Consider the following 20604-nt stretch of genomic DNA (forward strand, 5'->3'; position numbering starts at 1 on the left):
GCTGTACGCGGCCGTCGGCGACACGGACGTCCCCATGGCGAACGCGACCAGCTGCGCCGCGCAACTGGCCCGCCACGGGACGCGGGCGCCGGTGCTGGACCAGGGGAATGTCGATCACGTCGGGTCGTTCAAGGCGGCGGAGCCGAAAGTGGCGCGGTTCTTCGACGCCGTAGCCGCACGGGGCCGGTGACGCGGGCCTGCGGCGCGCGGCACGCGAGCGGTGGCGGCAACCCGAGAAGATCAGTCGCCACCACCGGGCAACCGCACCCGCCGGACCATCTGCTCCATGACGGACGAGATTGTCGTTTCCACCCATCATGGGAGCCCATCCTGCCCGAGGCGGCTCTCTGCTCCTCGCGGCGGTAGCCGAAGCCGGTCGTACGTGGAACAAGACCGTCCTGCCTGCCCCCGGAGTTCCCCTTGGGGAAACTTCCGTCTGGTGCTGCCGGGCGGGCGTACCGCGGCCACAGCGCACGCCGGGGAGGAAGTCCACTCGGTGTGCGAGCGGGCGGAGTACGGACTCTTGCCCGCGAGCGGGGGCGGGCACGCGCAGTGCGCGCAGCAGAGCCGCGGTCTCCGGCAGGCCCCAGGTGAGCTGTCTCATCGGCACCCCTGGCCGTACGTCCGCCAGCAGCAGGGCCCCGACGGTCAGGTCCGCCGTCAGCAGTTCGACCACTGACGGCGTGGTGCCCCAGGCGCGCAACGCCTCCGCCTCCGCGGCGGCGATCTGGAGGTCGGGAGTGAGCTTCAGCCACACAGTGCCCCCGCCACCCCGCCGTGCGCAGCGGAACACCCGCGACGTGCTGCCTCAGCCCGCCGCGAGGACGGTCAGGTTCCAGCGAGCCGCCAAACGATCGACGAGCGCCGGCAACCGGTCACACCAGGCCGTGACCCCTGATCCGAAGCGCACAATGAGGCGGTTGCGGGCCTGTGGCGGTATCAGGGCCCGCGCGTCAGACAACAGGGCTCGGCTCTCCCTGGCCGGGTTCCGGTACTGGCAGGATCGGCCACGTGACCTGGGTCAGATCAGCCATGATCACATCCGCTCCGGCCAGTGCCGCGGCGGACTGCGTCGTGGTGAGGCCGACGCAGAAGATCCCGGCGCTCTTGGCCGCGCGTACGCCGGCGGGGGCGTCCTCGAAGACGACGGCTCGGGCCGGTTCCGCGTCGAGTGCGGCGCAGCCCGCCAGGTAGCCCTGCGGGTCGGGCTTGCCGCGGGTCACGTCGTCGGCGGTGATGAGCACGTCGAAGGCGTCCAGAACGCCCAGGTTCCCGAGTTCGGCACGGGCGTAGTCGCGGGGGCCCGACGTCACCAGGCCCAAGGGGACGTGCTGCCGTCTCAGCCGGGCCAGCAGTTCCAGGGCTCCGGCTACGGGTTCGGCGGCGGGCAGGTCGGGGTGTGACGAGTACGCGACCGCCTCCTCGTACAGCTCGTCCAGCGTGCGCCCGTGAAAGGAGTGGAGGTGGTCGGCGAGCGCCTCCTTTCCCGGACGTCCGGCGAAGGCGCGCAGCGTGGCGTCGTCATGAGGGACCTTGTGCCGCCGGAAGAGGCGGGACCAGGCCGCGCGGCTGCGCGGCTCCGAGTTGACCAAGGTGCCGTCCAAGTCGAACAGAGCAACTGTATGCATGATTCAATTCCTGTTCCGTGCAACTTCGGTGAAACGTCACGGTAGTTCAGAGCCTCTCGGTGGGACGCCCGTCGTCCGGACCGGCGCCGAGCCCGAGCAGCGGGGCGAGGCAGACCGCCGCCAGGGCCAGCGCGGGCACCACCAGCAGGGCCGCGCGAAGGGAGCCGGCGGACGCCAGCGAGCCGATGAGGGGCGGACCCGCGAGGAAGGCGAGATAGCCGGTGGACGTGACGGCGGCCACGGCCGTGCCATGCGCTCCATTCGGGCCGTTCGCGTTATCCGGGCCGTCCGTGTCGCCCGCGCCATCCGTGCCGGAGGAGTGACGTCCGGCTCCGCTGACCACCAGCGGAAAGGAAGCGGCGATTCCCAGCCCCACGGCCCCGTACGCCGCGACCGCCACCACCGGATCCCCGGCCGCCAGAGCGGTCACCGCCGCGCACCCGCTCAGCACGGCCCCGTAACGCACCGTCCTGACCGGCCCCAGGCGCCCGGCCGCCCGGTCCCCGCCGAGCCGCCCCGCCATCATGGCCAGCGCGAAGACGGCGTAACCCGCCCCGGCCACCCCCGGCCCGGCGTGCAGCGAACCCGCCAGGTACACGCTGCCCCAGTCGGTCATCGCCCCCTCGATCATCAGCACGGACAGGCCCAACGCGCTGAGCAGCAGGAGGCGGAGGGACAGTCGTCCGGCGCGCGGCCGGCGGGGGGACGTGCCGTCCCGGCGATGCGGGCGGAGCGCCGGGCGCAGCGCGCCTCCGGCGAAGCATGCCGCCGCGGCCGCCGCCACGGCGGTGCCCGCGAACTGGGCCGGAGGGGACAGCCCCAGCGCCGCTCCGGCCGTGCCGAGCAGCGCCCCCGCCAGCGCGCCCGCGCTGTACAGGCCGTGGAAGGAGGACATCCGGGAACGGCCGGAGCCGCGCTCGACCTCCACCGCGTGCGTGTTCATCGCCACGTCGAGCGAGCCCACCGCCGCCCCGAGCACCGTCAGACTCGCGATGAGCCCGGCCAGATTCCGGGCGAGTCCGGGCAGCACGATGGAAGCGGCGTACCAGACGACGGTGATACGGGCGACCGTATGGCTGCCGAACCGGTTGACCAGGACGCCCGCCGCCGCCATGGCCGGCAGCGAGCCCAGCGCCACGCCCAGCAGCGCCAGTCCCAGTTCCGCCTCGGTCAGGCCGAGGGCCGCCTTGATCTGCGGGATGCGCGGAGCCCAGCTGGCCAGCACCAGGCCGTTGATGAAGAAGACGGCGTAGAGCGCCGTCGCGCCCCGGTGCCGCGCGGCGTCGTCGTATCCCTCAGCGTCTCCCTCAACCCGCTTCCGCCTCCTCACCCCGTTTCCTCCTCGCGCCCGGGTGCGTCGCGGCTCCTCGACGCGGACGCGAGACGGTACGGGAGCGTGATGCCGGGCGGCGTCAGGTCCGCCGCGCTGGTCGCCGGGTGGGCGGGGGCGCAGACGAACGCCTCCGCGTAACGCACGTCGGCCTGCCGCCCGCGCCGCGCCGCCTGCTGCCGCGCCAGATCCACGAAATCGCTGCCCTTGCGGGCGCGTCTGGCGGAGTTCTGGCTGACGTGTTCCATGAGCATGGCTTCCTTCACCCCCATGGTCGTGGTGATGTCGACCCACAGGTCCGGAGCGCCGTGCGTGGCGGCCAGGGTGTCCAGGTGGAAGAGGGGCGGTACGGCGGCGGTGGCGGGGTGCCCGGTGACGAGGGCGCGCTCGCGGGCCAGCAGCCGGGCGGCCGCCGCCAGTCGGCTCGCCGCCTGGTGGTCGGGGTGGTAGTCGTCGGGATGGTGCGCGAAGACGATGTCCGGGCGGGCGCGGCGCAGGACGTCCACGGTACGGGTTCGGGTCTCGCGGGTGTCGTAGAGGAAACCGTCCGGCAGCCCCAGCCAGACGAGTTCCGCACCCAGGACGTCCGCCGCCCGCCGCGCCTCCGCCTCGCGCAGGGCCGCCGTCCCGGCGGGGGTCGGCGCGCCGGAGCCCAGTGCGCCGTCGGTGAAGATCGCGACCGTGACCTGAGCGCCCTGGCGTGCGTAGTGGGCGAGAGTCCCGGCACACAGCAGCTCGACGTCGTCGGGATGTGCCCCCAAGGCAAGGACGCGCACTGATTTCCCCTTCTGGGCGTGCGGCAGCGCCTGGATGCCGTGCCCTTCATCACCCTTCGTCATCGTTCACCGTCCTTCGCCGTCCTTCATCGGTGATTCCGGGCCGACTGGATACGGCGGCTCCGGGCCGGCCGGGCACAGCGCCGCAGGCTTTCGCACGGCGCCGCAGGCTTTCAGCAGGGCAGAGCCCGGGTCAGGACGCGTGCCAGATCGCGCATGCCGATGTCGATGAGGAAGCGGCCCCGTACGCGCTCGTGCCCGTTGCGGCCGAGTTCCGCCGCGCGGGCGGGGTCCGCGAGCAGGCGGTTGACCGCCGCGCCCAGGCCCGCCAGGTCGTGGGGACCGGTCAGCAGCAGCCCGCTCCGGCCGTGCTCGACCTGCTGCCGCAGACCGCCGACCGGAGAAGCGATCACGGCGCGGCCCTTCCACGCGGCCTCGGACACCGTCAGCCCGAACCCCTCCGCGAGGCTCTTCTGGATCACGAGGGCCGAACAGCGCTGAATGGCGTTGACGGTCAGCGCGTGCTCGCGCGAGTCCGCGGCCGGCAGCCGCAGTACGTGCACCCGCGCCCGTAACAGCCCCAGACCCGACCGGGCCCGGAGGCACTGCGCGAAGACCTCCTCGGCCTGCGGATCGCCCTCGGTGCTGGGGCCGACGAGCAGCAGATGGGCGCCGAAGGCCGGGTCCACGTGGTCGGCGAAGGCGCGGATCACGCCGGGGACGTCCTTGACCGCGTCCCAGCGGCCGACCTGCGTGACCAGCGGCGTACGAGGCGGAAGGGGGCCCACCGCCTCCAGCACGCGGTCGGCCGGGGCGTGCAGCGGGATGTTCTTCGCGGCCAGCGGATTGATCGACGGGGCGACGACGTACGGGCCTGGTCGCGGCATTCCGCCCGGGAAGGGGAGGGGCATCCCGCCGGGGAGAGACAGGGGCAGGGCGTCGGGATACGAGGCGATGCAGCCGTGCGCGCCCGCGACGTAGCGATAGAGGAACTCCCAGGCGCGGTCGGCCTGTTGGCGATGTGGAGGTGCGCCGATGTGGGCCCGCCACAGCACGGTGAAGCCGGCCTCGCGCAGATGGGGGATGAGCCCGGCCGTCTGGTGGTCGTGCGCCACGACGATGCCGCCGCGATCGACGCCGGCGGTGAACCGTTCCGCCGCCTCCCGGCAGATCCGCTCGTACAGCCGTCGGCCGAGGTCGGGCTCCGGCCACGAGCTGTCGGTACTGCCGGTAGCGCCGGTAGCGTCGGTGTGTACGCCGCACAGCTGGTAGTAGAGCGCCTTGGTGAACTGCCGGAACGCGGGGGGAGCGTCCAGCGTCGCCCAGCGCATGGCGATGCCCGCGCCCCGGAAGTACGGCAGTTCCTCGCGGAGCATCTCCGCCACGCCGCCGCGGGTCGAACTGTCGCTGATGTGCCAGACCTGACGCCCGTCGAGCCGGGAACGCAGAGCCTCCAGTTCCCGCTCGGCCGCCGCGACCCGCTCGGCGCCGACGACCGGCGCGAGCCGGGACACCGGCAGGCTGCGCAGCGCCACTTCGGGCAGGCCGCACGGCCCGCGGCGGTCGTGACGGAGGTGCTGTACAGGAAGGCCAGGCAGTACAGGAAGGGCAGGCAGCACGGGGAGTGGCGCGGACGGCTGGACGGTGGTGCCGGTCGGCGGCCAGATCGCACCGCGGTGCGATCGAGTCTCGGACACTTCCTCCTCGCTTTCGGTGGGGACGACGGTGACGCGAAGCCCGTTCGATGGGGATCCCGTTACAGCGCCCCCTCGGCGAGGAGTTCGACCGGCTCACGGAGGTCGACATGGCCCAGCGCCCCGCCCTGCCGCTCCACAGCGTCGTGAACGGCGTAGCCGAGCAGTTCCTGTGTGCGCCGGGGGAGCGTCCGGGCGATGGCGGGCGGGGTGGTGAGGAAGTGGTTCTCCTCGGTACGAAGCCACCCGAGGGCATAGCTGACCTGCATGCCCCTGCGCCACTGCCCCGTCGTGGAGTTGGCGCCGCCCGCGTGCAGCGTGGAGCCGAGGTAGATGACGGCGGAGCCGGCGCTCATCTCTACGGGCACGAGTTCCGCTTCAGCCGCGGTACGCGCCCGGTCGGGCCAGCGGTGGCTGCCGGGGACGACGAGCGTGGCGCCGTTCTCGGCCGTGAAGTCGCGCAGCGCGAGGACCGAGGCGACCTGCAACTCCGGGTGCCCGCCCGGCAGATACACGTCCCAGCCCTCGTCGTCGCGGTGCGGCCACTGCCGCTCGGCGCCGGGGCCCCGGTCGATCACGTGCGCCAGGTTCAGCAGATAGCGGGCACAGCCGGGCAGCAGGAACGCGTCGCACACGGCGAGCAGCACGGGGTGCGTGACGACCTCGGCGGCGAACACCCGCGAGACGGCGGACACCCCGGTCAGGTGGCGGGTCCGCTCGCCGAAGAACTCCGACAGCGTCGGATTGAGAAACGCCTTTCCGTGGTCCGGCGCGGCCTCTTCGAGCAGGGGGTCGAGTTCCGCGTTGAGACGGTCGAGCAGATCCGGCGCGAGCAGGCCCTCGGCCACGACGACGCCGTGCCGTTCGATCGCGCCGACGAGGTCCTGCGGCGGGGCGGACGCGGGGAATCTCGCCAGATCGGCCATGGACGTACCCGCCTTTCCGCCGACGCGGCGTGCGGTGTGTGAAGCAGTGGGCCCGCTGTGCTGGAGGCAGGATTCCCTAGTACCTGTGCTCGAAAACGGAGAGGTTCAGGCCACGGCGGGGTGGCGCGGCACGGAAGCCCCGGACAGCGCCGGAAACCGCACGCACCTCGATTTCCCCGCAGGAAAGCGATTGACGCCGCGGTGTCGTTCGTGAACCATTCCGGCCCGTGACGACCAACACCGATCATGACCTGACCGCTGACGGGCCGGAGCCTTCGGCCGGCCGCCCGCTCGCCCTGATCACCGGCGTGGGACGCACCGTCGGCATCGGCGCGGGCATCGCCCGTCGGCTGGCCGCGTCGGGCTGGGACATCGCCTTCACCTACTGGACTCCGTACGACGACCGTATGAGCTGGGGCCGCGAGCCCGGCGCGACCGAGGCGATCAGCCGAACGCTGGCCGCGCACGGCGCGGCCACCACCGCGATCGAGGCGGATCTCGCCGACCCGGACACCCCGGCGCGCGTCTTCGACGAGGTCGAGCAGCGGATGGGCGGTGGTGTCACCGCGCTGGTGATGAGCCACTGCGAATCCGTCGATTCGGGGCTGCTCGACACCACCGTCGAGAGCTTCGACCGCCACTTCGCCGTCAACGCGCGCGCCGCCTGGCTGCTCATCCGCGAGTTCGGACGCCGCTTCGCCGCTGAACGGGGGACCGGCCGGATCGTCAGCCTCACCAGTGACGACACCGTCGGCAACCTGCCCTACGGGGCGAGCAAGGGGGCCCTGGACCGCATCACCCTGGCCGCCGCCCACGAGCTCGCCCACCTCGGGGTGACGGCCAACGCGATCAACCCCGGTCCGGTCGACACCGGTTGGATGCCCGAGGACGTCCGGGAGGAGTGCCTCCGCAGCACCCCGCTCGGCCGGCTGGGCACTCCGCAGGACACCGCACACCTCGTGGACTTCCTGTGCTCCCGGCAGGGCGAGTGGATCAACGGTCAGCTGCTGATGAGCAACGGCGGCAGCGCGTAAGCGGCCTGAGCCCCCTGTATCTCCAATGCCTACTCCTACACCTCCGCGACCGCTTCCAGCGGGCTCAGTGAGGCGGCCCGTCGGGCCGGCAGGGCGGCGGCGAGCGCACCCGCGGCGAGGGAGAGCAGAACCACGAGGGCGAGGGTGTCCCAGGGGAGGGAGAAGGAGTACTGCGGGATCGCGCCGTTGGCCAGGCCGCTGACCTTCCACGCCCCGAACAGCCCGCCGGCCAGCCCGAGCAGCGTGCCGAAGGCGGTGACGCAGAGGGCTTCGAGGCGGATCATGGTGCGGACAGCGGAGCGGTCCATGCCGATGGCGCGCAGGACGCCGATCTCGCGGGTGCGCTCCGAGACGGACATGGCGAGGGTGTTGACCATGCCGAGCGCGGAGATCAGTACGCCGATGGCGAGCAGTCCGAACACCATGGTCATCAGTTCCCCGGCGGTGCCGGACTGCTCTTGGACGAGCTGGGCACGGCTTTGGACCTTCAGCAGCGGACTGTCGCTCACGGCGGCACGCAGCCGCTTCTCCAGGGCGCCCGAGACCTTGTCGTCGGTGGTCCGGACCAGGACGCGCTGCACGGAGCCGCGCAGGTACGCGTGGTGCTGGACGTCGGCGAGGTAGCCGAGGACGTCCTGGGCGGTGGGGTTGTCCTGGTACACGCCGACGACGGTGTAGGACTCGTCGCGGTCGCCGATTCCGGTGCCGACGCTCGCCTTGAGCTGCTGGCCGGTGGTGACATGGTGGTCGCGGGCGTAGCTATGGGAGAGGGCGAGCTTTCCGGGGCCGAGGTCCTTGGCGGAGCCGCTGAGGAAGCGGAGCTTCAGCACGTCGTCCACGGTCTTCGGGTCCACCCCGGAGACCGGCTTGGCCAAGGGGCCGGCGGAGATGACGGAGTCCGCCACGGCGGAGACGGTCCGTACGCCGGGCACGTCGGCGACGCGCCGGACGGCGGCGGAGCCGATGGCGGTGTTGTTGCCGCCACGGGTGCTGATGACGTAGTCGGCGCTCAGCCCGGCGGCGGCCTGGGCGTCCAGGGCCTCGCTCGTGGACCGCTCGATGACGGCCAGGCCGGAGACCAGCGCCGTACTGATCATCAGGGCGACGGCGGTGGCGGCGGTACGGCGCGGGTCGCGCAAAGTGTTCTCACGGGCGAGGTCGCCCGCCGCGCCGAAGCGGGCGGTGAGGCGTCCGAGCAGGCGGATCACCGGGGCGGCGAGCAGCGGGGCCAGCACGATCAGACCGACCACGAGGATGCCGCAGCCGAACATCGCCGTCTGGAGGTTGTCGTCCGTGGCGCTCGTCGCGTCGCTCAGCGAGAACAGCAGCCCCGCGCCCAGGACGACCGTGACCAGGCCGACCGCGCCGCGGATGCGGGAGACCACGGCGGACGGCGGCTGTTCGGCCGTACGCATCGCCTCCACGGGAGCGATCCGCGCCGCACGGCGCGACGGCAGCCAGGCGGCGAGCACGGTGACGCCGACCCCGACGACGAGCGGGGCGAGGATCGCTGCCGGGCCGATCACCAGCGGTCCGCTGGGCAGCAGGTCGCCGGAGGTGTCCAGGACGTCCGGCAGGACGGCCGCCACCCCCAGCCCCAGCACGAACCCGAGAACGGACGCGGCGAGGCCGACCAGTGCCGCCTCGGCGAGGACCGAGCGGACCACCTGGCGGCGGGTGGCGCCGATCGCCCGCAGCAGCGCGATCTCGCGGGTACGGCGCGCCACGAGCATGGTGAAGGTGTTGATGATGAGGAACGTGCCGATGAACAGCGAGACCACGGCGAAGAGCAGCGGAAGCCGTTCGTAGCTCTTGGTCTTGGTCCCGATGAACATGGACTGCTGTGCGGCCTGGGCGGTGGCGGTGGTGGCCTCGGCCCGGTCGGCGGGCAGTACGGCCCCGACCCGGTCGGCCAGCTCGGACTGAACCGTGCCCGGTGCGGCGGTCAGGTCGATCTCGTTGTAGCGCCCCGGGGCGGCGAACAGCTTCTGGGCGGTGGCCTTGTCGAACACCGCCAGGGTGCCGCCGGCGCTCACCCGGCTGTCCTCGGCGGACACCAGGCCCACCAGGCGGGGCTTCAGGACCGGTCCGTCGACGGCGAGCGTGACGGTGTCGCCGAGGGAGTACCCGGCGGCCTTCGCGGTTCCGCGGTCCAGCGCGACCTCGCCGCCGCCGCGGGGCGCGCGGCCCGCCGTGAGCGGGTAGCGGCTGTCCTTGCCGTCGGGCCCGGGTACGTACGAGGCGCCGAACGTGCCCATCGGGCTGTCGGCGCGCATCGGCGTGCCGTCCTTGGCGGCCAGGGTGACCGAGCCGTCCGCGGTGGGGCGGACGGAAGCGACGCCGGGAACGGCGGACAGCTTGTGTACCAGGGCGTCGTCCAGAGCGCCGTACTCGTCGCCGGCGGCGTCGCCCGGCCGGGACTTGGGGCTCACGCTGACGGCGATGTCCGCGTAGTCCCTGGACATGGAGGCGCGGTAGGCGGCGGTGGTGGAGTCGGCGAAGACCAGGGAGCCGGTGATGAACGCGACACCGAGGCAGACCGCGAGCACGGTCATGATGAGGCGGGCCTTGTGCGCGAGAACGTTGCGCAGGGCGGTTCGCAGCATGGCGGACTTTCGAAGTGGGAGGGAGCGGGAGAGGGAGCGGGACCGGAGAGCGCGGCGGGCGCGGTCAGCGGGCGCGGCGGCCCTGGGGCTGGGGATCGCGCTGGGATTGGGGTCGGCTGCCCTGGGACTCGTGATCGAACGCGAGCATGCGGTCGAGCACGGCGTCGGCGGTCGGGTCGTGCAGCTCGTCCACGATCCGGCCGTCGGCGAGGAAGACCACGCGGTCGGCGTGGGCGGCGGCGACCGGGTCGTGGGTCACCATCACGACGGTCCGGCCCAGTTCCCGTACGGAGTCGCGCAGAAAGCCCAGCACCTCCGCGCCGGAACGGGAGTCGAGGTTGCCGGTCGGCTCGTCGGCGAACACGATCTCCGGCCGGGACACCACGGCGCGGGCCACGGCCACGCGCTGCTGCTGGCCGCCGGAGAGCTGGGCCGGACGGTGCGCGAGCCGCCCGGCGAGCCCCACCGTGGCGACGACGGCGTCCAGCCACGCGGCGTCGGGCTGCCGGCCGGCGAGGCGCAGCGGCAGCGTCATGTTCTCCAGCGCGGTCAGGGTGGGCAGCAGGTTGAAGCCCTGGAAGACGAAGCCGACCTTCTCCCGCCGCAGCTCGGTGAGCCGACGGTCGCTGAGCGAGGCGAGTTCGACGCCGCCGATCGTGACCGACCCCGAGGTGACCGGGTCGAGACCCGCCATGCAGTGCATCAGCGTCGACTTGCCGGACCCGGACGGGCCCATGACCGCCGTGAACCGCGCCCGCGCGAACTCGACGGACACCGAGTCCAACGCGGTGACCTGGGCCTCGCCCCTCCCGTACACCTTGGACAGGTGTGTGGCACGGGCGGCTGGTTCGGTGGTGGGCGCGGCGGAGGGAACGAACGTGTGCGGCATGGATACTCCGACGGGGGAGGGGGAACGACGGCCCGCGAGCATCGCGCGGGCCGTGGGGACCTTCCCATCCTCACGTCGCTCACCTGCGCAAACGTCGTCCTGGAGGCGGTAGTTGGAGTCTGCGGAAGGGGAGGGGGCGAGCCCGCTCGTCTCTGCCCTTCGACAGACTCCGCCGCTTCGCCTCTGCCTTTGGCGGGACTCAGGGCACGGACGGTTGCACGGGGTGGTGGACGGCGTACGGGCCGCGCCCGCCACGTGGCCCGTACGCGCGCCATCGGACCCGAGGCCCGTACACGCCCCACCGGACCCGACGCCCGTGCGGGCACGGAGCCCGGTTCGTAGGCGCTCGGGCGCTCAGGCGCTCAGGTGTTCAGAGCCTCAAGGGCGCAGGCCCGCGCGATGCGCCAGCAGAGCGGCCTGCACCCGGCTCGTCGATCCGGTCTTCTCCAGGATCGCGCCCACATGCGTCTTCACCGTGCCGATGCCGATGGCCAGCCGCTCCGCGACGTCCTGGTTCGACAAGCCCTCGCCGAGCATCGCGAGCACCTCCCGCTCGCGCCCGGTCAGCCGTGCGATCCGCTCGTCCTGCGGGGCCACGCCGCCGGCGTCCGGGCCGCCGCCGGACAGCATCCGGGCGATCACGGTCCCGGTGACCCCGGGGGAGAGCACCGCGTCACCGGCCGCCGCGGCCTTGACCGCGCTGATCAGCTCCTGCGGCCCCTCGTCCTTCAGCAGGAAGCCCGAGGCGCCGTCGCGCAGCGCCCGGAGCACGTTCTCCTCGTCGCCGAAGGTCGTCAGCATCACCACGCGCGGCGCCGGGTCGAGCGCGAGCAGCGGCCGGATCGCGGCCAGTCCGTCGCGGCCGGGCATGCGGATGTCCACCAGCGCGACATCCGGCCGGTGCGCGGCGGCCTCCTCGACCGCCCGGCGTCCGTCGGCGGCCTCGGCGACCACGTCGATGCCGTCGGCGTGCCGCAGGATCAGCCGCACCCCGTGCCGGATCATCGCCTCGTCGTCGGCGAGCAGGACGCGGATCGGCGGGGCAGGCTCGGTCACGGGGACTCCCAGGGTGCGGTGTCCCGTACGGACGGGACGGTGAAACGGTCGATGGAGATGAGGCGTTGCGAGGCGTCGAAGCAGTACCGGGTGACGTCGAAGGCGCCGGGCCCGGCATCCGAGCCTGTGGGCAGGTAGACGCACCCCGCCGTCCCGGCGGGGCGCGGCGGTTCGTGCCCGGTGGCCGCGGCGCGTACGGCCGGGCTGTCGAAGACCCCCTTCAGCTCCTGGTACGTCATGCCGAGATGTTCCGCGGGGGGCCGGGGCAGGTGCCTGGGCTGGCCGTATACGAGGGCGATGGCGAGCGTCATCAGCACCCACAGCGCCGCCGCCCCGAGGGCGAACGTCAGCGCCCCGGCGGTGCGCGGCTCGCGCGACAGGGCTGCCGCGTCGTCGGCCGGGGGCGGCGTGAGCGCCCGCGTGCCGTCCCCGGACCGCTTCCACGTGACGTCGTCGTCCGGTTCCACGGGTACGGTCGCGACCACCTGGAACCCCTCGGACGGCAGCGGCCCGGCCTCGAAGGCGCCGCCCAGCAGCTCGACCCGCTCGCGCAGGCCCGTCAGCCCTCGCCCCGTGCCGATGGCGAATGACCTCCCGGCTTCGGAGGAGATCCCGTCGTCGGACGGTTTGCCCGCTTCGGGGAGCGCGCCGTTGCGGACCGTCACCCGTACCGCCCGGTCGTCCTCCTCGACGCGCTCGACTCGTACGGTGACGTGGGCGGCGGTCGCGTACCGGTGCACGTTCGTCAGGGACTCCCGTACCACCCGGTGCACCGCGCGCCGCACCCGTGCCGGGCACGCGTCGAGGTCGGGGCCGCTCCATTCCAGCCGTACGGTGATCCCGCCGTCGCGGGACTCCGCGACCAGTGCCTCGATGTCGGCCCGGGTGCCGGTGGCGTCGGTGAGCGTGTCCCGGCCGGTGTCCCGCCCGAGCGGTCCGAGCACTCCGAGTGCCTGCCGCAGTTCGCGCATCGCGTCCCGGGTGGTCCGCCGGACGAGCACGGCCTCCTCGCGCAGCTCCGGCGCTGCCCGGTCGAGGGCGAGTTCCAGGCCCCCGGCGTGCAGCGAGATGAGGCTGAGCCGGTGGCCCACCAGGTCGTGCATCTCGGCGGCGATCCGGGACCGTTCATGGGTGCGGGCCTCACTGTCAGCGGACCGGCGGGCCCGCTCGGCCGCGTCGCCGCGTTCGCGCAGCGCCCGCAGCAGACGGGCCTGCTGCCCGTACACCGTCCCGATCAGGCCGGGCACGACCACGGCGGTCACCGCCAGCACCACCCCGAGCTCCAGACCGTAGACGGCCGTACCGCGGCCGAGCGAGGGCCCGGTCGCGGTCCCGGCCGCCATGACCAGCAGGCTCGCGCCGCCCAGCAGCCGGACCCGGTGGCGCGGCCGTACCGTGTCGAGCGCCACAGCGTACGCGGCGCACGCCGTCACCGGGCCGGTGACGGGCGCCGCCCCGGTGAGGACCGCGAGAATCAGGAGTACGGCCTCGGGCAGACGTCGCCGCCACAGGAAGAACACCGCGGCGACCGCGACCATGCACAGCTGGAATACGGCGTGCGGCAGTTGCCACAGCCGCTCGGCGACCGCGAACAGACACAGCGCGGCGAGAGCTGCTCCGGCCGTCTCCGCGGCGGCCCGCCCCGCGCTTCCCGGACCCGCCGGAGCATCCGGCCCAGGGGGGCGAACGGAACGGCGAAAACGACTGATGAGGGGCACGCCGTCCAGTATTGATCGCTACGGGCACGTGGGCGTGCACCCCAGGACCGATCCGGAACTCTGTCTTTCGGCAGAGGCCGGCAGAGGCCGGGCGTGCGGGTCTTCCGGCGTACGGGCCGGAGCGGGCGGCGTCGAGCCCCCGAAGGTGCGGCGGTAGGCGGTGGGGGTGGTGTCGAGGGCGCGGCGGAAGTGCAGGCGCAGGTTGGCGGCGGTGCCGAGGCCGCAGTCGCGTGCCACCCGGTCGATCGGGTGGTCCGTGGTTTCCAGCAGTTCCCGCGCCTTGCCGAGGCGGGCGTTGAGCAGCCACTGCAACGGAGTCGTGGCCGTCTCCTCCGTGAACCGGCGCATGAAGGTGCGCTGCGAGACGCCGGCGTGCCGGGCGAGTACGCGCAGCGTGAGCGGCTCGGCGAGCCGGTGCAGGGCCCACTCCCGGGTGTCGGAGAGCGACGCCTGACCGGCGACCGGGACCGGGGCCGGTACGTACTGGGCCTGCCCGCCGTCACGGTGCGGGGCGGCGACCAGGCCGCGCGCGATCTCGTTGGCCGCCGCCGCACCCAGATCGCGGCGCACGATGTGCAGGCACAGGTCGATGCCGCAGCACACCCCGGCCGAGGTGAGGACGTCGCCCTCGTCGACGTAGAGCACATCGCGGTCGACCGTGACGGCCGGGAAGTCCCGTTCGAGGCCGTCGATGTGCTTCCAGTGGGTCGTGGCGTGCAGCCCGTCCAGTACGCCCGCCGCGGCCAGCGCGAAGGCTCCCGTGCAGATCGACACCACACGCCGGCCCCGGTCGCGGGCCTCGGCCAGCGCGCCGAGCACGGCCTCCGGCGGACGGAGGAGCGGCTCGTAACCCGGCACGATCACGGTGTCGGCGGCGCGCACCTCGTCCATGCCGCCGTCGGCGACCAGGGCGAATCCCGCGGTGGTGGACACCCTCGTGCCGAGCGCGCACACGGTCATCTCGTAGGAGGTCTCCGGGCGGGCGTTGAAGATCTGCGTCGGGATCCCCAGGTCGAGCGGGGTGACCCCGTCCAGCGCCAGGACCGCGACTCGATGCACTGTCATGGCAAGATTCTATCGAAGAGAGGGAATTTTGCCTCTCGCCAGGTCAGGGTGGGTGCGGCCAGGCTGAAGACATGACCGAACAGACTCGCGGAACGACCCCCGACCCGACCGGGGCGACCCTCGGCCCGTTCCCGACGGCCGCCGCCGAGACCACGGCGACCACCGCCCCGTTCCCGACGGCCGCCGACCTGATCGCGCTGCCCGGCACACCACTCGCCGACGCCATCGTGAACCTCATTCAGCCGGTGCAGACGCAATCCGTGTTCAACCACAGCATCCGCACCTACCTGTTCGCCCGGCTGGTGGCCGCGCGCCTCGCCCTGACCGCCGGCGACGACTACGACGACGGCCTGCTGTTCGCCGCGTGCGCGCTGCACGACCTCGGTGTGGCGTCGGACGGCCCGTATCGGCAGCGGTTCGAGGTCGAAGGAGCCGACCGGGCCGCCGAGTTCCTCATCGAGCGCGGACTGCCCGCCGCGGACGCCGATCAGGTGTGGCAGGCCATCGCCCTGCACACCTCGCCGGGCATCGCAGAACGCCGCGGCACGCTGTGCGTGCTCGTCCGCGAAGGACTCGCCGTCGACTTCGGCGGCCCGATGGGCGCCGGCCACCTCGACGACGTCACGGACGAACAGGCCGACGCCGTGCACACCGCGTATCCACGGCTGCACATGATCCGCTCGCTCACCGACGCGATCGTCGCGCAGGCCGCGAAGACCCCCAAGAACGCACCCCGGTACGCGATCCCCGGCGAATTCCTCCGCGAACGCGAGACCTACGGCCAGACCCGGATGGAGCTCGCCTGCCGTTCATCCCGCTGGGGCAATTGACCCCACGGTCCCCCACGATCCCCCACGACCCTGTCGACTGAGCAACGGCCGACAGAGAAACAGATCAATCCATAGATAGATCGACAGAGAAGTCGACAGAGAAAGGGAAACACCGCAATGACCGTCCACACCGTCGAAGTCCCCAAGGACAACGCCGTCTTCGGAAGCACCACCAGCGCCTTCGAGAACTTCGGCTATTCCGCCGCGGTCCGCGCGCACGGCCTCCTGTTCATCGCGGGAACGATCGGCCGCCGCGCCGACGGAACCATCCCGGACACCATCGAGGAGCAGAGCGAGATCGCCATTCGGAAGATCGAGGAGATCCTCCGGCTCGAAAACCTCGACCTGTCCGCCCTCGTCGACGTCACCAGCTACCACGTCGACATCCGCGAGCACCTGAACGGCTTCGTCGAAACCAAGCAACGCCTCATCAACGCCCCCTACCCGACCTGGACGATCATCGGGGTCAGCGGCCTCGCCAGCCCGGGACTCCTCATAGAAATCCGCGCGACCGCCGCGTATCCCGACGCGTCCCGGTAGCCCAGCGGCGGGCACGGTCGTCGTACTGGGCGTGTGAACTCCCGCACGATCGGCCGCGGTCGATGCGGGACGGAGCCGGAACTGGGCTAAAAAGGCGGGTATGGAACTGACCCAGATACGCCTGTTGGTGTCCGACTTCCCCCGCGTCTACCGCTTCTACCGGGACGTGCTCGGCCTGAAGCCGCAATTCGAGGCCGAGACCGGCCCATACGCCAAGTTCACCCCCGACACCGGACAAACCGGGATCGCGTTGCAGGACCGTACGCGGATGGCCGGCGTGCTGGAGCGATTGGGGGCGGCGGCCCCGGAGGGGTATCGGGCGTTGGTGGTGCTGCGGGTGGAGGACCTGAACGCCGCCCACGCCGAGTTCACCTCGCGGGGCGCGGAATTCTCCGGAGCCCCGGCCCCCATGGGCGACCGGATGAGGGTCGCGTATCTGCGAGACCCGGAGGGGAATCTGATCGAGCTTCAGGAGTGGCTGGTACTCCGTGACCAGGCCGCCGGCGACGCGTCGGCGTAGAAGGCGCGAACTGCGACGGGGCTGGGTCCGCTTCGCCACGACCGGCGACCCCGGATGGCCCGCTTACGAGCCCGAGCATGCGCTGACCCGCGTCCTGGATGTGGAGTCGAGGACGGTGCCGTACCCGGAAGAGGCGTCGCGTCGTATCTGGGAGGGATGCGACCCAGCCCCCTTTGAGCTCATATAGGCGAGCATCGATTCTTTTGGGCTCCGTTTTGCGGGATCGGCAACAGAAGTGGCGGGACCGGGACGCGTCGGGCGACGCTGGTCCGGTGACCGACAAGATCGACAGCATCGACGACACCAACGACACCAACGACACCAACGACATAAACGCCACCGACGCCACCGACAGCGTCGACGTGACCGCAGCAGGGTCGCCCGAGTACGAAGCCTCCTCGCCCGCCGACGGATACGTCGGCGATCCGGCAGTACGGGCGGAGTGGGACAACCGGTACGCCGACCGGCAACAGCTGTGGAGCGGCCGGCCCAATGGCGCGCTCGTGGCCGAGGCCGCAGGGCTCACACCCGGGCGGGCACTGGACGTCGGCTGCGGTGAGGGCGCGGACGCGATCTGGCTCGCACGCGGCGGCTGGGACGTAACGGCGATCGAGGTCTCGGGCGTGGCACTGGAACGGGCGGCCGGGCACGCACGGGACGCCGCCGTCACCGTGCGCTGGACGCACGCAGCCCTCACCGAGGCCGCACTCGCGCCGGCCTCCTTCGACCTGGTCTCCGCCCAGTACCCGGCCTTGCTGCGCACCCCCGACGCCGCGGCCGAACGGGCGCTGCTCGCGGCCGTCGCGCCCGGCGGCGTACTGCTGATCGTCCACCACGCGGGGGTGGAGACCCGCCGGGCGGACGACGGCGACTTCGACCCGGCCGACTACGTCTGGCCCTCGATGGTCGCCGACCTTCTCGACGAGGACTGGGAGGTGGAGGTGGACGAGCAGCGACAGCGCGTCATACCCGACGGCGGCGCCGGCGCGCACCACACCGACGACCTGGTGCTGCGCGTACGCCGACTGCGCTGAGCGGGCGTTCGCCCCCTCCGGGGCGACGCGTCCACGACGATCGGACCTGGGGTCCGACGACGGCGCCCGCGGCTGACCCCGTCACCGGGGTCCGCGCGAGGCCGTGCGGAACGGCTGGGCTCAGTCCGTGGCCTTCGAAATCGACTGCGACCGACCGTATCCCGCGCGCGGCCAACTGCTCGGCCACGGGACTCCAGCACCAACTGCCGTGCCAGAAACCGTGGACCAGTACGACGGTCGTGGAGCTCCGCGTTTCTTCCTCGCTGTTCGTGGAGCCGGACGTCCGACGCGAAGCCGCCCGGTGGCGACAGGCGCGATGATCCTATGGCGCTGGCCTCATCGCGGCATCGGAGATGTCGCGGGGCTCCCGCGGAGCGCGGAGACGATGTCGTCCCGGGTTCTGGCGGCGAGCCGGCGGCTGGTGGCGAGGCTCAGGGGGATTGAGGGAAGGGGCGGGAGGGCGGCGAGCCGCCGGAGGCCCGGTTCCCTGGCCTGGGACTGGGGCTGGGACTGTGACTGGGGCTGAGGGAGGGCGGTGATACCGCCGGTGGTCCTGACAGCGGCGAGAAGGCTGATGAGGTCGATGCACTCGCGGGCCGGACGCCTGCCCGATGCCGTCTCGGAGGCGAGGATGCGTTCCCGGATGGCGCACGGCGCGGTGAAGGCGATGATTCTGTCCGTATCCGGCGCTCGGTCTGCGGGGCCCATCCAGGTCAGGGGCAGGTCGGCCACGTGGCGGCTGCCGTGGCCGAGGGCGCCGATCCCGAGCGCGACGTCCGCCGAGCGGTCGTGAACGGATTCGCGTACCCGCGCACTGCGATGGAACTGGAACCGGACGGACCGGTCCGGGTGGTCGCGGGCGAGTACGCGGGCGACGGCTCGTAGCAGCGGCTCGGTGGCGTGCTCGGTGGAGACGACCACGAGATCCTCGCCATCGTTTCCCAACAGGCGTCCCAGGGCGGCGTCGTGTTCGCCGAGCAGCCGGTACGCCTCGCGCAGCACGTCCTCGCCGCGGGCGGTGAAGGCGATGCCGCGGCCCTGGCGCGCCACGACGGGAAACCCCAGCTCCGACTCCAGGCGGCGCAGGTGCCCGCTGACGGCCGGCTGCGAAAGGTGCAGGGCGTCGGCGGCCCTGCGCACTCCGCCGAAGGAGGCCACGGTGACCAGACTGCGCAGGCAGGTGATGTCGAGAGTCGCCACGTTCACATTGTGGCCGTTGAGGCGACGGCCGACCGCGTATTGATCGCGATTCGTGATCGGTATCGCAGCTGTCCGGCTGACGGTGCTGGGATCAATGCCATGAACACCCAGCGACTCCTGCCGGCCGTAACCGTCCTGCTGTACGCCGTGAGTTATCCGCTCGGCGCGCTCACCCTCGGCTTCATCACGCCGTTCCTGCTGATCCTGCTGCGCTTCGCGCTCAGCGCCGTACTGATGTGGACCATCGTGGCCGCCCGGCGCATCCCGCTGCCGCGCGGGCGTGTGCTCGCCTGGACCGTCGTCGGCGGGGTGCTGGTCCAGGGGGTGCAGTTCCTCGGTCTGTACTGGGGCATGGCCCACGGCGTCAGCGCAGGCATCGCCTCCCTGGTGATCGCGATGAACCCGATCGCCACCGCGGTCATCACCCGGCTCGTGCTGCACCAGCGGGAGAACCGGTGGGGACTGCTCGCGCTCACCTGCGGCGCGGTGGGGGTGGTCGCGGCCTGCCTGCCGCGGCTGCTGTTCGACCCGGCCGTGGGGCCGGGGCTGATCGCCGTCCTGATCGCCCTGGGCGGCCTGTCCGCCGGCTCCCTCCTCCAGGGAAGGAAACTGCACACGGTGGACTCCTTCGTCTTCACCGCCATCGGCGTCACCGGTTCCATCCCACCGGCCGCTGCCCTCGCCCTCACCACCCCGCAACACGTCTCCGACCCGGCGCCCGCCGCCGGGCTGCTCACCGTCCTGGTACTCGCCAGCGCGCTCGCCATGGTCTGCTACGCGGCCTGCGTACGCCGCCTGGGCGCTCGGGGAGCGTCGATCCTGTTCGCCCTGATCCCCGCCGTCGCCGTGGTCGCGGCCTGGCTCCTGCAAGGCACCCCCCTCGACATCACCACCGCCATCGCCCTCACCTGCGGCGCTCTGGCCTGTGCTGCCCAGACCCGGGCAGTACGGACTACGCCCGGAACGGCGGTCGCTGAGGCTTCCCCAGCGAGGTCCGCTCGCGTACGTACGGGCGCACCGTTGGCCGGCGGATGGAGGGCGTTCTCGCCACGTAGCCGGTGCCGTCGGCTCGCCCGCACCTCGGCCCCGGCCACCCCTCGGGCTGTTCCTCTATCGGATGCCGTTGAGCTTGGTCGGTGTTCCGGTCGGATCGAATGAGTGGTGGAAGGTGAAGGCGTACGGTGCGGCGCCGTGGGCGTGGAGGTGTTCCAGCCTGGTGACCCCGTCTTGCCAGGTGGGTATCGTGCCGTCGGTCACCCACCAGAACACGTAACCCGGGTGATCCGTCTTCTCGAACCAGTCGTAGCGCCTGTTGAGCGCCGTGCGGTGTGGGCCGGTGTAGACGGCGTCGAAGGCGGATGGAAGGTCGGTCCAGAGGGAGAGGGTCGCTATCAGGGCGGCGGTTTCCGCCGTGCGGCCTTTTTCATACCAGGACGGAGCAGTGAAAGCTCCCCAATCACCCCAGTTCCAGTCGAACAGCGTGCCCTCGCTGCTGTCCGTTGCCTCAGCCTGGGCGATATATCCGGGGTGATCGCCGATCTCTCGGTAAACGGCCTCGCCGATTTTGTGGAACTCTTGCGGCAGAGGTGCGGGATCATTGATAGGTGACTTGAGGGTTCCGAAAGTGTACAGAGCGAGATGGGGCATTGGCGGTTTTCTCTCCCTGGCGGAGGGGCCTGGTGCGGGACCCGTTGACGGTTTCGTTGGCTGGGCGCGGACTCGATTCGGTGTCGAGGATGGTGTGGACCTGGCCGTAGG

18 protein-coding genes and 2 pseudogenes are annotated in these 20604 nt (G+C 72.0%); 7 read left to right on the forward strand and 13 right to left on the reverse strand.

Features of this window, described 5'->3' with window-relative positions:
- Positions 1–190: pseudogene (locus tag ACFU99_RS01735) on the forward strand (alpha/beta hydrolase); the annotation flags it as partial.
- A gap of 763 nt (positions 191–953) precedes the next feature.
- On the opposite strand, the gene ACFU99_RS01740 reads toward ACFU99_RS01735, so the two are convergent.
- The 5 genes from ACFU99_RS01740 to ACFU99_RS01760 all read right to left on the reverse strand — a co-directional run bounded on the left by ACFU99_RS01740 (position 954) and on the right by ACFU99_RS01760 (position 6354).
- On the reverse strand, positions 954–1628 hold the full coding sequence (locus ACFU99_RS01740; protein WP_384384257.1) for an HAD family hydrolase: 675 nt from the start codon (positions 1626–1628) through the stop codon (positions 954–956).
- Positions 1629–1674: 46 nt separating this feature from the next.
- Positions 1675–2958 (reverse strand): MFS transporter, encoded by a 1284-nt coding sequence (locus ACFU99_RS01745; RefSeq protein ID WP_384384260.1) that lies wholly within the window; start codon positions 2956–2958, stop codon positions 1675–1677.
- Positions 2955–3797 (reverse strand): PIG-L deacetylase family protein, encoded by an 843-nt coding sequence (locus tag ACFU99_RS01750; protein WP_384384263.1) that lies wholly within the window; start codon positions 3795–3797, stop codon positions 2955–2957. Before ACFU99_RS01750 ends, ACFU99_RS01745 begins: the two co-directional genes overlap by 4 nt.
- A gap of 110 nt (positions 3798–3907) precedes the next feature.
- Positions 3908–5269: a glycosyltransferase gene (locus ACFU99_RS01755; protein WP_384384266.1), complete on the reverse strand. Its 1362-nt coding sequence runs from the start codon at positions 5267–5269 to the stop codon at positions 3908–3910.
- 221 nt (positions 5270–5490) lie between these two features.
- A complete protein-coding gene (locus ACFU99_RS01760; RefSeq protein ID WP_384384269.1) occupies positions 5491–6354 on the reverse strand; it encodes a phytanoyl-CoA dioxygenase family protein in 864 nt (287 codons plus the stop codon).
- Between the two features lie 227 nt (positions 6355–6581).
- On the opposite strand from ACFU99_RS01760, the gene ACFU99_RS01765 reads away from it, so the two are divergent.
- Complete coding sequence (locus ACFU99_RS01765) at positions 6582–7388, forward strand: SDR family oxidoreductase (protein ID WP_384384272.1); 807 nt, start codon at positions 6582–6584, stop codon at positions 7386–7388.
- A 35-nt stretch (positions 7389–7423) separates the two neighbouring features.
- Here ACFU99_RS01765 and ACFU99_RS01770 read toward each other — a convergent pair whose 3' ends face one another.
- The 5 genes from ACFU99_RS01770 to ACFU99_RS01790 all read right to left on the reverse strand — a co-directional run bounded on the left by ACFU99_RS01770 (position 7424) and on the right by ACFU99_RS01790 (position 14722).
- Positions 7424–9994 carry an ABC transporter permease gene (locus tag ACFU99_RS01770; RefSeq protein ID WP_384384275.1) on the reverse strand — a complete coding sequence of 857 codons (2571 nt, stop codon included), beginning with the start codon at positions 9992–9994 and terminating at the stop codon, positions 7424–7426.
- Positions 9995–10058: 64 nt separating this feature from the next.
- Complete coding sequence (locus tag ACFU99_RS01775; RefSeq protein WP_384384277.1) at positions 10059–10883, reverse strand: ABC transporter ATP-binding protein; 825 nt, start codon at positions 10881–10883, stop codon at positions 10059–10061.
- Positions 10884–11261: 378 nt separating this feature from the next.
- On the reverse strand, positions 11262–11939 hold the full coding sequence (locus ACFU99_RS01780) for a response regulator (RefSeq protein ID WP_384384280.1): 678 nt from the start codon (positions 11937–11939) through the stop codon (positions 11262–11264).
- On the reverse strand, positions 11936–13657 hold the full coding sequence (locus tag ACFU99_RS01785; RefSeq protein WP_384384282.1) for a sensor histidine kinase: 1722 nt from the start codon (positions 13655–13657) through the stop codon (positions 11936–11938). The genes ACFU99_RS01780 and ACFU99_RS01785 overlap by 4 nt, the downstream gene beginning before the upstream one ends.
- Before the next feature lie 18 nt (positions 13658–13675).
- Positions 13676–14722, reverse strand: coding sequence for a GlxA family transcriptional regulator (locus ACFU99_RS01790; RefSeq protein WP_384384285.1), 1047 nt, complete (start codon positions 14720–14722; stop codon positions 13676–13678).
- 71 nt (positions 14723–14793) lie between these two features.
- Here ACFU99_RS01790 and ACFU99_RS01795 point away from each other — a divergent pair, with 71 nt between their 5' ends.
- The 4 genes from ACFU99_RS01795 to ACFU99_RS01810 all read left to right on the forward strand — a co-directional run bounded on the left by ACFU99_RS01795 (position 14794) and on the right by ACFU99_RS01810 (position 17646).
- Positions 14794–15552 (forward strand): HD domain-containing protein, encoded by a 759-nt coding sequence (locus ACFU99_RS01795; RefSeq protein WP_384384288.1) that lies wholly within the window; start codon positions 14794–14796, stop codon positions 15550–15552.
- 117 nt (positions 15553–15669) lie between these two features.
- Complete coding sequence (locus tag ACFU99_RS01800) at positions 15670–16092, forward strand: RidA family protein (RefSeq protein WP_384384291.1); 423 nt, start codon at positions 15670–15672, stop codon at positions 16090–16092.
- Positions 16093–16192: 100 nt separating this feature from the next.
- Positions 16193–16612 (forward strand): VOC family protein, encoded by a 420-nt coding sequence (locus ACFU99_RS01805; RefSeq protein WP_384384294.1) that lies wholly within the window; start codon positions 16193–16195, stop codon positions 16610–16612.
- A 362-nt stretch (positions 16613–16974) separates the two neighbouring features.
- Positions 16975–17646, forward strand: coding sequence for a class I SAM-dependent methyltransferase (locus ACFU99_RS01810; RefSeq protein WP_384384336.1), 672 nt, complete (start codon positions 16975–16977; stop codon positions 17644–17646).
- Here ACFU99_RS01810 and ACFU99_RS01815 read toward each other — a convergent pair.
- Both ACFU99_RS01815 and ACFU99_RS01820 read right to left on the reverse strand, forming a co-directional pair.
- Positions 17576–17878: pseudogene (locus tag ACFU99_RS01815) on the reverse strand (alpha/beta fold hydrolase); the annotation flags it as partial. The gene ACFU99_RS01810 and the pseudogene ACFU99_RS01815 overlap by 71 nt on opposite strands.
- A gap of 104 nt (positions 17879–17982) precedes the next feature.
- On the reverse strand, positions 17983–18846 hold the full coding sequence (locus ACFU99_RS01820) for a LysR family transcriptional regulator (RefSeq protein WP_384384297.1): 864 nt from the start codon (positions 18844–18846) through the stop codon (positions 17983–17985).
- A 99-nt stretch (positions 18847–18945) separates the two neighbouring features.
- On the opposite strand from ACFU99_RS01820, the gene ACFU99_RS01825 reads away from it, so the two are divergent.
- A complete protein-coding gene (locus tag ACFU99_RS01825; protein WP_384384299.1) occupies positions 18946–20004 on the forward strand; it encodes a DMT family transporter in 1059 nt (352 codons plus the stop codon).
- Here the strand turns inward: ACFU99_RS01825 and ACFU99_RS01830 are convergent.
- A complete protein-coding gene (locus ACFU99_RS01830) occupies positions 19957–20493 on the reverse strand; it encodes a DUF3291 domain-containing protein (protein WP_384384301.1) in 537 nt (178 codons plus the stop codon). The two genes, ACFU99_RS01825 and ACFU99_RS01830, sit on opposite strands and share 48 nt — an antisense overlap.
- Positions 20494–20604: the final 111 nt, after the last annotated feature.

It is taken from the genome of Streptomyces sp. NPDC057654 (assembly GCF_042800135.1).
Classification (GTDB): domain Bacteria; phylum Actinomycetota; class Actinomycetes; order Streptomycetales; family Streptomycetaceae; genus Streptomyces.